The organism is Streptomyces sp. NPDC002853 (assembly GCF_053591915.1).
In genome coordinates this window covers 41698-54914 of the sequence record NZ_JBSFUS010000021.1, presented here as the reverse complement: position 1 = coordinate 54914, position 13217 = coordinate 41698, and the positions used below count along the sequence as shown (strand labels likewise).

Below are 13217 nucleotides of genomic sequence, written 5' to 3'. Positions count from 1 at the left end.
ACTGACAAGCGACTTCCCAGGCGCCCCGGGCCGACAAGGCCCGGGGCGTTCTGTCATTTCCGGACCTTGTCGCTCCGGGGCACTCCACCGAGATCCACATCCGATCAGGAGCCCCAGATGACCATCGCCACGACCGACAAGACCGGCGCCCGCACCCCCGAGGCCGCCGACGTGATCGAGGGTGCGCGCGACCGCATCGACGCACTCGACGACCGCATCATCGGTCTCGTACAGGAACGGATGGCCGTGTCGGCCGTCATCCAGGAGGCCCGGATCGGTTCGGGCGGTCGCCGCGTGAACCTCTCGCGCGAGATGGAGGTCCTCGGCCACTACAGGGACGCGCTCGGCAAGCCCGGCACGTCGCTCGCGATGACGCTCCTCGAACTGTGCAGGGGCCGGGTCTGAGCACCTCGCGTCGCAAGCCCGTGGCGCCCGGTGTCCCACCGGATCTGAGTTCGGGTCCGCTCTCACCCGTACGGCGCGTGACCAGGCCCGGAGGGACTTCGTTGGTCCCGATGTCCGTGCCAGCCAGGGGCGGGCACGGAAAAACCACGCGTGGCTCCGCTGGAGCGATGAGGCGCACATCTCGTGTGCGCCGTGGGACCTCGCTCCAGAGACGTGACCGGACGGCAGGGGACAGCAGCCCGGTCACCCAGGGAACGGTCGGCTTCGGGGACGCCCGAAGCCGACCGGCCTAGTCCCGAAGCCGACCGGCCTCGTCCCGAAGCCGACCGGCCTCCGTCCCGGAGTCCCCCGCAGTCCCGAAGCCCCCCGCACCGCACCGCACCGCCCCGGAACCGTCCCCGATCCCCCCGGCCGTGTATCCCAGCCGCCTCCCTGGCCCCTGGTCCCCCAGCTTTCAGGCCCTTACGTCCCCGTATACAGGCCCAGGTGTCCCTGTTCGTCCGGATCATGTCGAACCGGTTGCGCGGGTCGCGGCGCATCCACCACGATGCGTAGCAGGCAGGCTGCGCGCGTGCGGCACTGCACAACTCCATTGCCATTGGTCGAGACCACTCGTGCGCCCCTCGTGCGCCGGGTAGCCGCCGGGTAGGTCACCGGCGCATCTCAGCCTCGCGGCGCACTCCCCCGGCGCCGCTCCGTGGCACCGACGCTGCCCTGACGTCGGTGCTGACGGCCAAGGGCCCCGCGGTTCCGTCCCGCGGGGCCCTTAGCTTTGCGGACGCCGGCCCGCTTTCTGCCTCGCCCGCTTCTACTTCGCTTCCGCCTTCGCCTCGGCCTCCGCCAGCTTCGTGAGCTGCGCGTCGACGATCACGTCGGCCACCTTCGGGTCGCCCGTCACCCCGTCACGGAACTTCTCGGGCAGGCCGGCGGCCTCGCCCTCCTCGTCGGAACGGGCCGACTTCGGGTCGAAGACGTTCGAGGCGCGGAAGGCGATCAGCGTCGAGCCGCTGCGTACGACCGTGACGCGATCCCTGTGCAGGAACTCACCGGTCCGGCTCGCGAGCTTGTACGAGACGGCCTCGTCGCCGTCGACCGGACCGGGCTGCGGCCTGACACCGATGTACCGGCGGCCGCCGTCCCCGAACGTGGCGCACTTCTTCGACTTCGTCGCCGCGCGCAGGGTGTCCATGGTCTTCTCGGCGTCGGCCTTGCCGTACCCGAGAAGCACGACCTCGGTCGTCGTGGTCTCCGCGACGTCGGCGCTGGTCAGCGTGCGGCTCACGTGCGCCTTCGACTTCGCGGGGGCGGCAGCCGTGAGCATGTCGGCGAGCGGGCGGCACTCGGCCGGGTGCACACGTCCCGCCGACGGCCGAGCCTTGGCCTTGTCCTCTCCCGGACCGGGCTCGACCTTGTAATTCTTCACGTCGCCCGAGGCGAGAGCCGCTTTCTCCAGTTTTGCCGAGGCGGAGGGGGTGTCCGACCGCCCGGCCTTCCCGTCCTTGCCCCCGCCGGCACCATCACCGCCGCCGCTGCACGCCGCCGTCAGGCCGAGCACCGCCACGGTCGAAACAGCCACCACGCCACGCGACACAGCTGACTTCACGTTCCCGCTCCCCCACTTTCGTACGCATCGTGCGGAGTCACCCGCACCCCTCCTACGACGGAAGATCGTTACGGGCGGTTCCCTCCCCGCATCCAGCCACCCCCGACCGCGGGCGCCCCCACGCCCACTACTGCCAGATCCAGAACCGGAACGGGCTCAGGAGCACGATCGCCAGCGCCATGCAGCCCACCACGATCACCACGCTCCACACCCGGCGGCTGCGCTCCGAACGCCCGCCGCGCCGCGGCCCGGTAGGCGCCGCGCGCCACTCGTCCGGCCGCCACGCCCCGGCGGTGCCCTCCCCTCGCGCCGCCTTGCGCTTCCTGCGCCGGCGTCCCAGCGCCCGGGATTCCGCCGCCTGTTGGCGCGCTGCCTCCTCGTCGAGGCGCCGCAGCCGTTCGGCCACCATGCGCGCCCGCGCGGACGGCTCCTTCGGTGCCGAGGTACGGATGTCGCGCAGACTGTCGCGCTCGAATCGCTCCCACACGTCGTCCGGTATGTGGTCCGGTCTCTCGCCCTGTTTCCCCACGCCGCCCCCTCCTGCCGCCTGCCGCTTGCCTGTCGCTGACCTGTCGCTTCCCCTGGCCTCCGGCGATCACCGCGAACCACCGTGGATCACCGTCGAGCGGAGGAATTTCTACGGCACCCGGCAATGGACGCACAAGCCATGTGATCCAAGCCACATAAGAATTCTGCGAGTTCCAGGACAACCATTCACAGGCGACGCAGGTCATGCATGCGTAACAACGGCCACACCCGCGTCCCCACCGCGGAGGCCTCCACCTCCGTACCGCCCGCCCGGTGGTACGCCGGACTCACTGAGGTCTTCATGAAGCTTCGCCGTGTCATGGCCGCCGCGGCCGCGACCGCCGCCATAGCCCCGATCGCGCTGCTGTCGGCTCCCGCCGCCTTCGCGACCGACGGCACCACGCCGAGCCCGAGCACGACGGCCACCGAGTCGGCCACGCCTCCGGCGACGGGCACTCCGACCCAGACGCCGTCCACGACGCCGCCCCCGAGCCCGACGACCACCGCGCCGACCACGCCGGCGCCGAGCGGGACGCCCACCGATACGGCCAAGCCCTCGGAGACGGCCAAGCCGACCGGGAAGCCCACCGAGGAGCCGACCGACGAGCCCACGGACTGCGCGGTCGACGAGGACGGCGAGGACGCCGACTCGAAGCTGGAGATCGGGCTCTCGGGCCTGCCCGGCAAGATCGTCGCGGGCAGCGGCTGGCACCAGTTCAAGCTGACCGCCTCCAACCCGAGCGACGAGGACCTCGGTGAGGTCCAGTGGCTCGCCATGGTGGACAACTACACCGAGAGCGAGGACGAGAAGGACTGGCTCGCCAACTACGCGCAGATCCAGTACTTCAACCCCGACTCCAAGGCCTGGGAGTCCATCACGGACGAGGTCTCGGGCGGCTTCTACTTCGGCTCCACCCCGCTGGGTGCCAAGGAGAAGGTCGACATCAAGCTGCGCCTCAACGTCAGCGCCAAGGCCCCGGCCGGCGACGGCTACGCGCTCGGCCTCGGCGGTTACCTGGACTCCGACGAGAACTGCGTGCGCAACGCGTTCTCCTTCTACGAGTTCACGGTCCTGAAGGCCGGCAGCGAGAACGAGAACCCGGGCGAGGCCGACGAGAACAAGGGCGGCAAGACGCCCACCGGTGGCAAGACGCCCACGGGTGGCGCCAAGGAGATCCCGGTCACCGGCAACCTCGCCGAGACGGGCTCGAGCTCCATGCTGCCGACCATCGGCCTCGTCGGCGGTGTCGCCGTCATCGCCGGTGCGGGCGCGGTCTTCGTCGTCCGCCGCAAGAAGGCCGACGCCACCGCGTAAGCACCGGTATCGGCACGCCGCTCAGCGGCACTGAAGCACGCGAAAGGACCTGCGCTCGGAGGGGGGTGCAGGTCCTTTGGCGTACTCGAGGGCGGTGGCCGCCCGGCTACTTCTTCGCCGGCACCTACTTCTTCGCCGGCACCTACTTCTTCGCCGGCACCTACTTCTTGGCCGGTACCGCGGGCATCCCCAGGAAGGGCAGCTTCAGGGCGCCGAACGCGTCCGCCGGAACCGCCGGGGACTTCGGCTCGACGGCGGCGAGACGCACGTACTCCGCGCCCTGTGCGGGACGCGTGTCCTCGGCGCCCTTGTTGGGCCAGAACGACATCGCGCGCTCAGCCTGCGCGGCGATCGTCAGGGACGGGTTCACGCCCAGGTTCGCGGAGACCGCGGCGCCGTCGACCACCGAGATGCCGGGGTGGCCGTAGAGGCGGTGGTACGGGTCGATGACCCCGGAGTCGGCCGAGTCGCCGATCGGGCAGCCACCCAGGAAGTGCGCGGTCAGCGGGGTGCCCATCAGCTCGCCGATGTTCGACCCCGCGAAGCCGTTGATCTCCTTGGCGAGCAGCGTCGCGGCCTCGGTGGCCTCGGGGATCTGGGTCGGGTTGGGCGCGCCGTGGCCCTGCCGCGCGGTCAGCAGGCCCTTGCCGATGCCCTTCTCCTTGCGGTAGGTGGTCAGGGAGTTGTCGAGCGTCTGCATGACGAGGCCGATGATGGTCCGCTCCGACCAGCGCCGGTTGGAGAGCGAGCGGACCATCAACCAGGGGTGCTTGACGGCGTTGCCGACCCAGCCGGCCACGCGCGCCTTGCCGCCCTTGATGCTGTACGGCACCTGGAGGATCGTCATGCCGCCCATCGCGTTGGACTTCTTGCCGTAGCGGACCGGCTCGATGTGCGTGGTGGCGTTCGGGTGGATCGACGAGGTGATCGCGACGCCCTTGGTGAAGTCGACCTTCTCGGCGCCGTGCTGCTTGCGGTAACGGCGGTCGGTGGTCTGCGAGCCGACCAGTGCCTCGGAGTTGGTGCGGGTGAGCGCGCCCAGCCTGCCCGAGATGCGCGGGAGCAGACCCGTGTCCTTCATGCGGTGCAGAAGCGTCTGCGTGCCGTAGGTGCCCGCCGCGACGACGACCTGGCGCGCCGTGAACGTGCGCCCCTTGCCCTTGCGTTTGGCGTCCGTGGGCAGGGTCGCCACGGCGAATCCGCCGCGCGAGTCCTCGGTGACGGTGACGACGGACGTCATCGGGTGGATGACGGCCCCCGCCTTCTCCGCGAGGTAGAGATAGTTCTCGTTGAGGGTGTTCTTCGCGCCGTGCCGGCAGCCCGTCATGCACTCGCCGCATTCGCTGCACGCCTTGCGGGAGGGGCCCGCGCCCCCGAAGTAGGGATCGGGAACTTCCTCGCCGGGCCTGGCCGTTGAAGTACCTGAGGCGTCCTGCTCGTCTCCGAAGAAGACGCCGACCGGCGCCATGTGGAAGCTGTCGCCCACTCCCATGGCCTGAGCGGTCGCCTTCAGGTGGATGTCGGAGGGAGTCGTGGTCGGGTTGAGCCGCACCCCGAGCATGCGCTTGGCCTGCTCGTAGTAGGGGCCGAGCTCCTCCTGCCAGTCCGTGATGTCCTTCCACTGCGGGTCGTTGAAGAACGGCGCGGGGGGCACGTAGAGCGTGTTCGCGTAGTTGAGCGAACCTCCGCCGACACCCGCTCCGGCGAGCACCATCACGTTGCCGAGCAGATGGATGCGCTGGATGCCGTACAGGCCGAGGGCCGGTGCCCAGAGGTAGTTCTTGAGGTCCCAGGAGTTCTTCGGCAGCGACTCCCGGGTGAAGCGGCGCCCCGCTTCGAGCACGCCGACGCGGTAGCCCTTCTCCGTCAGCCGCAGGGCGGAGACGGAGCCGCCGAAGCCGGACCCGACGACGAGGACGTCGTAGTCGTACGCCGCTTCGCCGTCCCCGCTGTGTCCTCCCGCCTCGCTGTCCGGCTGTTTCTGGACAGAGCTCTCCTGTGACATCGACTCTCCTCGTTGAGAACTAACCCCTAGAGAAAGGCTGTTGTGTGGACCCGGATCCCCGTTGAGAACCCGGGCCCGGCGCCCGGCCCAGCGCCTCGCGCCCCGCGCCCCGCGCCCAGCGCCTAGCGCAGGCGCAGTGACTTCATGACCTTCAGGCTCAGGCTCATGAACGCCGCGTACTTCTCGTCGTCCATGCCGAAGGACGGCGCGAGCGGCATCAGCCGCTGGTGCGCGACGGTCTGTGCCTCGGTGTATTTCAGGATGCCCTCGGAGCCGTGGCGGCGACCGAGGCCCGAGTCCTTCATGCCGCCCATCGGCGACTGCACGCTGCCGTAGGCGGGCGCGAAGCCCTCGTTCACGTTGACGGTGCCGGTGCGCAGGCGGGCGGCTATCTTGCGGCCGCGGCTGCCGTCCTTCGTCCAGACCGAGGAATTCAGGCCGTACGACGTGGAGTTGGCGAGGTCGACCGCTTCGTTCTCGTCGGTGAAGCGGTAGATGGAGACGACCGGACCGAAGGTCTCCTCGCCGCACACCGCCATCGGGGCCTCGACGCCGTCCAGGATCGTCGGCTCGAAGAAGAACGGGCCGATGTCGGGCCGGGCGACGCCGCCCGCGATCAGCGTGGCGCCCTTGGCGACCGCCTCGTCGACGTGCCGCTTGGTGGTCTCCAGCTGTCGCTCGCCGACCAGCGAGCCCATCTCCGCGCCGTACGCGAGGGAGCGGCCGAGCCGCATCGCCTTGGTACGCGTGGCGAAGCGCTCCACGAACTCGTCGGCGATCGACTCGTGGACGTAGAGCCGTTCGATGGAGATGCACAGCTGGCCCGCCGAGGAGAAGCAGGCGCGCACCGCGCCCGCGGCCGCCTTGTCGATGTCGGCGTCGTGCAGGACCAGCATGGCGTTCTTGCCGCCCAGTTCGAGCGAGACGCCGACGAGCCGGCCGGCGGCGCCCTGAGCGACCTCGCGGCCGGTGCGGGTGGAGCCGGTGAAGGAGACGTAGTCGGCGTGCCTGACGATCTCGGGCCCGATGACCGGTCCCTCGCCGACGACGACCTGGAAGACCTCGGCGGGCAGACCGGCCTCGATGATGAGGTCGCGGGCCCACAGGGCGGTCAGGCAGGTCTCCGTGTCGGGCTTCATCACCAGCGCGTTGCCCGCGACGAGCGCGGGAAGGGCGTCGCCGATGGACAGCTCGAAGGGGTAGTTCCAGGGCGCGATCTGGCCGACCACACCGCGCGGCTGACGGTTCTCGGTGACCTTCGTGAGGGTCGGTACGACACCGGTGTGGCGCTTGGGGTTCAGATACGCGGGAGCCTTGCGGCCGTAGTGCCGGGCGGCGACGGCGACGGCCTGCAGCTCCTCGTGCGCGTGCAGACGGGCCTTGCCGGTCTCCAGCTGGATGAGGTCGAGGACCTCGGCCTGGCGCTGCAGGACCAGGTCGTGGAAACGGAGCAGGACCGCGGCGCGCTGCCGCACCGGCGTGCGCTCCCAGGAGATCTGGGCGACCCGGGCGCGCTCGAAGGCGGTGGCGACGTCCTCGGGGGTGGACTCGGGAAGGTCGGCCAGCTTCTCGCCGGTGAACGGCGTGTGGTTGGCGGTCCGTCCCGAGCCGATCACGTCCCGGGTGAGCTGCGCGATGAGCTCGGGGGTCACCACATCGGCGGCGGTGCGCGCGCCTTCGGGGGCGGTGGCTGTCGGGTTCGTGCCGAGGGCTGCTGCGGTGGCCTGCGAGTCCGTCATGGGGCTGAGCGTAGGCCCAGGTCAGGGTTTTGGGTACCCGTCGGTAATCAGCTTTCACCGCGCACACACACGATGCCAGCGTTCACTGGCGGTAAAGCCCCTGATCAGGGGCTTAGTCGCAGTTGATCAACAACGGGGCCGCAATTCCAGCGGCGTCCGCGGGTGGAGCCGCCGCGTCAGGGCTTCGCGATCTCCAGTTCGGCGATCGCGGTCTTGGCGACCTCACGGCCCCGCTCGACGAAATCGCCCTTGCCCGGGTAGTCGATCCAGAGCTTGTACATGTCGCCGGGCTTGGCGGTCTTGTAGTAGAAGACCTTGGCCTCGCGCGGCCTCGGCGAGTCCGAGTCCGAGTCGTCGACGTAGGTGACCGTGTTCTCGGCCGACTCCCGGTCCTTGTACGAGGTCTTCGCCGTGCGGCTCCTGGGAGCGGGCGTCTCGGCCATGTTGCTCTGGTCGCCGCTCTCGATGGCGTCGCCGTCGCTGTACGCCTGCGCGGCGGCGGACCCCGCCATCTGGCCGGTCGTGTCCTCGGACTTCTTCGTGAGGTACAGGGTGACCGAGATCGCGGTGCTCGGGTCGGTGTACCTGACCCAGTGCTCGGTCTTGTTGATGCCGTCCGGCACGGACTTCACATAGTGCGGCGGCGCCGCGAGCGTCGCGCCCAGCGCCTTCTCCTCGTGCGACTTCCAGCTGTCCCCCTCGGCGGCCGCGAACGGGTTCGTGACCACGAGGACGCCGGCGACCACGGCCGCGACGACCACCGCGCCGACGCCCAGGAGCCCCTTGCGCCCGATGGTGACGCCCTTGCCGCCCGAGGAATCACCGCCACCGACCTGGACGACCCGCGTCGGCGCCGCCTGCGGAGGCCGGGCCGCCTCCTCCAGGAGGGCGCGCACCTGCGCGGCACGCGGCCGCTGACCGGGGTCCTTGACGAGGAGGCCGTTGATCGCCTGGGCGAGCGGACCCGAGGCCGAGGCGGGTGCCGCTGGCGTCGCGTTCAGGACGGACTGCAGCGTCGCGGGGGTGTTGTTGCGACGGAACGGCGAGACGCCCTCCGTCGCGGCGTAGAGGACCACGCCGAGCGACCACAGGTCGGACGCCGGTCCCGGACGCTGGCCGAGGACCCGCTCCGGGGCGATGAACTCGGGCGAACCGACGAAGCCGCCGGTGTCCGTCAGGTTGGTCTCGCCCTCGATCTGGGCGATGCCGAAGTCCGTGAGGATGACGCGGTCGTGCTGCCCCAGCATCACGTTGTCCGGCTTCACGTCACGGTGCAGGATGCCCGCCTGGTGGGCCGCGTCCAAGGCGCCGAGCACCTCCAGGCCGATGCGGGCGGCGTCGCGGGCGCCCAGGGTGCCCTCCTGGAGCGCTGCGCCGAGCGAACGGCCCTGCACCAGCTCCATGACGATCCACGGCTGGCCGTCCTCGACCGCCACGTCGTGGACGTTGACCACGGCCGGGTGGTCGAGGCGGGCCGCGGCGCGCGCCTCGCGGCGCATCCGCTCGAAGACGTTGGCACGCTCACGCTCGGGCAGGTGGTCGGGGATACGGGGTTCCTTGACGGCGACCTCGCGGTCCACCGTCTCGTCCTTCGCACGCCAGACCGTGCCCATGCCGCCGTGGCCGAGCTTGGACAGCAGGCGGTAGCGGCCCGCGATCAGCCGACCCGCGCCCGGGTCCGGCTCGGACGGCTGGTTCGGCACCACCTGGGTGGGCTGGGCGTACGGCGACGGGGGCGGGGTCGGCGGGCCGGGCTGCTGCTGGGCGTACGGGTTGCCTTCCCGGCCGCCCGCACCGCCCTGGTCACCTTGACCGCCCTGGCCGCCCTGGCCGTACGGACCCCCCTGTCCCCCTTGCCCAGGGGCAGCGGGCTGCGGCGGCTGCAGTCCGAAACTGGTTGGTTCGTACGGGCCGTAGGAGGCTCCCCCGTCATTGCTCATGCCCCATGACTACCTTGCCGACGACCCGGGGTTCCACCCGGGTCACCGACTTGTGACAGGGGTGATGCGCCCGGCGAAGCCTCAGCGGCGCACGAACGAGTCCACGGCCGTGTCGAAGTACCGCCGCCCTTCCTTGGCCTTGTCGACCGGCGCCGAGACCCAGACGTCGTACATCCGGCCACCCTCCTCCCAGCACAGGTCGAACGTGTGCCGGTCGCCCTCCGCCTGCGTGAAGCCGTTCCAGCTGAACTGCCAGAGGGCCGCGGGGCGCCCGTTGTGCGAGGTCTCGGTGACCTCTCCGTCCCGGTAACCGGGGTTGTTCTCCGGCCCTTTGGCGTCGGACCGGCGCTGCACGGCGAGCGGGCCGCCCGGCTCCGGGGTCGACTCCTTGATGCCTATGCGGAAGGTGCCGCCCGCCGACTTGTAGAAGACGCGGGGCCCGTCCACCTCGCGTGTGAAGCCGTCCGGCACGGCGAGCGTGAAGCCGCGGGGGTCCTTCGTGACGCGGTAGCCCTCGGGGGGCTCGGGCGTGGAGGGCTTGGGGGTGCGGGAGCCGCGCGTGACCGTCACCGTGGGGGTCGGCGAGGGCGAGGGGCTCACCGTCTTCGTCTGTGCGGATTGGGTGGCGGGCGTGCCGGGCGTACCGCCGCCGCCGTTGCCGTCCCGGCTCATCAGGAGCGCGGCGGACACGCCGGCCCCGGCCACCGCAGCGACCAGCGCGGCCGCTATCAGCATGGCCCTGCGCCGGCGCCGGGAAGGGCCCTGCGGCTGCGCGGGCGGGCGTGTGGGCAGGTCACGGTAGGTGGGCGTGTAGCCGCCGAGGCCGGCGCCCGGCAGCGCCGACGGCTGGCCGCCGGCCCGGCCCGCGGGCGTCGACGGCATCCGCCCCGTCTCGACGTACGTCCGTAGCAACCGCTCCGCGTCCACGGTGCCGAGGCGCCGGTCCGGGTTGCGTTCGAGCAGGCCGAGGATGACGGGCAGCAGCGGCGCGGCGGCGGGCGGCGGTCTGATCTCGTCGAAGACGACGGCGTGCAGCACACCGCTGATCGAATCGCGGCGGAAGGGCGACTCGCCGGTCAGCGCGGCGACCAGGAGCGCGCCGAGCGACCAGAGGTCGGACTCGGGCCCGGTCCGCTCGCCCGACATCCGCTCGGGCGCGGTGTATTCGGGGGAGCCCACGAACGACCCGATCTCCGTGAGCGTCGTCGCCCCGCTGACCTGCGCGATCCCGAAGTCGGTGAGGACGACGCGGCCGGTCGTCTCCTCCATGAGGACGTTCGCGGGTTTGATGTCGCGGTGCAGGACCCCGGCTGCGTGCGCGACACGCAGCGCGCCCAGCAGGGCGATGCCCATCCGGGCCACCTCCCGCGCGCCCATCGGACCCGCACGCGCGATCCGCCCGGCCAGCGAACCGCCCTCGATCAACTCCATGACGATGTACGGGTGGTCGTTCTGCACGACGACGTCGTGGACGACGATGATGTGCGGATGTCTGAGCTGCGCGGCCGCCCGCGCCTCGCGCAGGGTCCGCTCGCGCTGCTGCGTCGCGTCGGATTCGGACAGCGTGTCGTCGAGGGCGAGTTCCTTGACGGCGACCTGACGGCCGAGAAACTCATCCGTGGCCTGCCAGACCACGCCCATGCCACCCCTGCCGAGCCGCACATCCAGGCGGTAACGGCCAGCTATGACCCGGGCGTTGTCCCCCACGCTCCCCATGCGGCCATCATGCCCCACACGTGTGCGGTCGGACCCTGTGGGCCTGCGGGGCGGACTGGTTCCGGCCGCTTGCCCCAGTCGTCCCTGTCGCGGGCGACCGCATTCAGCCCTCCCGCCAGCCCCGGAGCATCGCGTCGAACTGCTGGCGCGCCTCGTTCCAGTCTTCCGCGGGGGACGACATGTAAATCACGTACTCGACGCCGTCACGGCTGAGATACGCCTGTTCGATGGCACGGCGCGGACCTGCCGTCGTGTCGTCGGCACCCGCCGTCCAGCTGAACTCCCAGAGGGCGCCGGGACGGTCACGGAAGGTGTTCGAGTCCAGCTGGAGCCGCTTGTAGCGGGGCAGCTTGACCCGCAGGTTCTTCTCCAGGTCCACCTGGTGCGTGTAGGGGCTCTCCCACGTCGAGTTGCGGTCGATGGCGATGCGCACGAAGTGGCGGCCGTGGTCGGGCGTGTAGTCGATCTGGCTGCCGTCGGCCTCGCGTTCCCAGCCCTTGGGCAACATCATGCTGAAGCCCTCGGCGTCCTTCACGCGGTGCCAGTCCGCCGGAATGCCGCCGACGGTCTTGCCCTCCCCACTGTCGGCGGTCTGCTGCGTACCACCGTCGTCGCCGTCCGCGTAGTGCAGGTAGCCCGCGGTTCCGCCGCCGAGCAGCACGACCGCCGTGACCGCTGCGACGACCATGGGCGTCTTTCGGCGCTTCGGGGGGTGGGAGGACGGGGGCTGGTGGGGGTTGTGGACTGCGGTGCCGGAGGAAGCGGAGGAGAAGGAGGAAACGGAGGAACCGGCGGTGTCCCTGTAGCCGTTCCCGTATCCGTACGTGCTCCCGTTCCCGCCGCCGACGGTGCCGGGCTCCGCGGAACGGTGGCCGAACTGAGGGGTGTGGGCCTGCGGCTGCGAGTGGGTTCGCGGCTGCGGGTGGGTCGGCGGCTGCGGCTGCTCGGACGTGGTGTGGACCTGCGTCGGCACGTACGCCTGCGCCGCGCTCGGCTGCCGCCCCTCCGCCGCCTCGGAGAGCATCAACTCGGCGGCTTCCGCGCTCGGCCGGGTGTCCGGGTCCTTGCGCAGGAGTGCGCCGATGACCGAGGCGAGCGGGCCCGCGTACTCGGCCGGGGCGGGCTCCTCCGTGACCACGGCCTGCATGGTGCCCAGCGGGGACGTGCGCCGGAACGGGGAGTTCCCCTCGACCGCCGTGTAGAGGGTCGCCCCGAGCGCCCACAGGTCGGACGCGGGCCCGGGGTTGGCCCCGCTGACGCGCTCGGGTGCCAGATAGTCGACGGAGCCGACGACCTCGCCGGTCCGTGTGATGGTCGTGTCGCCCTCGATCGCGGCGATCCCGAAATCGGTGAGCAGGATGCGCCCGTCGTCCGCCAGGAGTACGTTGCCGGGCTTGACGTCACGGTGCAGGACACCGGCGGCGTGCGCGGCGCGCAGGGCCTTCAGGGTCCACAGGCCGATGCGGGCGGCTTCGGCGGGCTCGATGCGGCCCTGTTCCTTGACGGCGTCGGCGAGCGAACAGCCCTCGACCAGTTCCATGACGATCCAGGGCCGGTCGTCGTACTCGAGGACGTCATGGACGGTGACGACCGCGGGGTGGTTGATCCGGGCCGCGGCCCGCGCCTCCGCGTGCGTACGGGCGAAGAGGATCGCGCGGTCGGCCTCGGCCACGAACTGTGCGGCCGTCAGTTCCTTGACGGCGACGGTCCGGTGCAACACCTCGTCCTGTGCGCGCCACACCCGTCCCATGCCACCGCGGCCGATGGACTCTCCGAGCCGGTAGCGGCCCGCGAGGAGCAGGCCCTGCATCTGATTCACGATCCCCCGCAATGGTTCTGACATGGCACAGATTAGGGAGCGGTCGGCGTACGTGGAACCTCCGGGGGTGCTCGGAGACCTCACTGTGACGCGCGACGCAACACCACCGGGCCGTTTCCGCGGCCGATCAACACCGCGAAAAGCGGT

The 13217-nt window shown here is 70.9% G+C and carries 9 protein-coding genes; 2 read left to right on the top strand and 7 right to left on the bottom strand.

The window, feature by feature from the left end; translation table 11 throughout:
• Nucleotides 1–66: 66 nt before the first annotated feature.
• Nucleotides 67–405 carry a chorismate mutase gene (locus ACWD02_RS40225; RefSeq protein WP_365823458.1) on the top strand — a complete coding sequence of 113 codons (339 nt, stop codon included), beginning with the start codon at nucleotides 67–69 and terminating at the stop codon, nucleotides 403–405.
• A gap of 808 nt (nucleotides 406–1213) precedes the next feature.
• Here the strand turns inward: ACWD02_RS40225 and ACWD02_RS40220 are convergent.
• Both ACWD02_RS40220 and ACWD02_RS40215 read right to left on the bottom strand, forming a co-directional pair.
• Nucleotides 1214–2008 carry a hypothetical protein gene (locus ACWD02_RS40220; protein ID WP_451221087.1) on the bottom strand — a complete coding sequence of 265 codons (795 nt, stop codon included), beginning with the start codon at nucleotides 2006–2008 and terminating at the stop codon, nucleotides 1214–1216.
• Nucleotides 2009–2135: 127 nt separating this feature from the next.
• Nucleotides 2136–2537 (bottom strand): hypothetical protein, encoded by a 402-nt coding sequence (locus tag ACWD02_RS40215; protein ID WP_451221084.1) that lies wholly within the window; start codon nucleotides 2535–2537, stop codon nucleotides 2136–2138.
• Nucleotides 2538–2744: 207 nt separating this feature from the next.
• On the opposite strand from ACWD02_RS40215, the gene ACWD02_RS40210 reads away from it, so the two are divergent.
• Nucleotides 2745–3851 carry an LAETG motif-containing sortase-dependent surface protein gene (locus ACWD02_RS40210; protein ID WP_451221081.1) on the top strand — a complete coding sequence of 369 codons (1107 nt, stop codon included), beginning with the start codon at nucleotides 2745–2747 and terminating at the stop codon, nucleotides 3849–3851.
• Between the two features lie 160 nt (nucleotides 3852–4011).
• On the opposite strand, the gene ACWD02_RS40205 is transcribed toward ACWD02_RS40210, so the two are convergent.
• From ACWD02_RS40205 to ACWD02_RS40185, 5 genes are all read right to left on the bottom strand, one after another.
• A complete protein-coding gene (locus ACWD02_RS40205; RefSeq protein WP_451221078.1) occupies nucleotides 4012–5856 on the bottom strand; it encodes a GMC oxidoreductase in 1845 nt (614 codons plus the stop codon).
• A 122-nt stretch (nucleotides 5857–5978) separates the two neighbouring features.
• Nucleotides 5979–7595 carry a succinic semialdehyde dehydrogenase gene (locus ACWD02_RS40200; protein WP_451221075.1) on the bottom strand — a complete coding sequence of 539 codons (1617 nt, stop codon included), beginning with the start codon at nucleotides 7593–7595 and terminating at the stop codon, nucleotides 5979–5981.
• A 176-nt stretch (nucleotides 7596–7771) separates the two neighbouring features.
• Complete coding sequence (locus ACWD02_RS40195) at nucleotides 7772–9535, bottom strand: serine/threonine-protein kinase (RefSeq protein ID WP_451221072.1); 1764 nt, start codon at nucleotides 9533–9535, stop codon at nucleotides 7772–7774.
• Between the two features lie 81 nt (nucleotides 9536–9616).
• On the bottom strand, nucleotides 9617–11251 hold the full coding sequence (locus tag ACWD02_RS40190) for a serine/threonine-protein kinase (RefSeq protein WP_451221069.1): 1635 nt from the start codon (nucleotides 11249–11251) through the stop codon (nucleotides 9617–9619).
• A gap of 103 nt (nucleotides 11252–11354) precedes the next feature.
• Nucleotides 11355–13061 carry a serine/threonine-protein kinase gene (locus ACWD02_RS40185; protein ID WP_451221199.1) on the bottom strand — a complete coding sequence of 569 codons (1707 nt, stop codon included), beginning with the start codon at nucleotides 13059–13061 and terminating at the stop codon, nucleotides 11355–11357.
• Nucleotides 13062–13217: the final 156 nt, after the last annotated feature.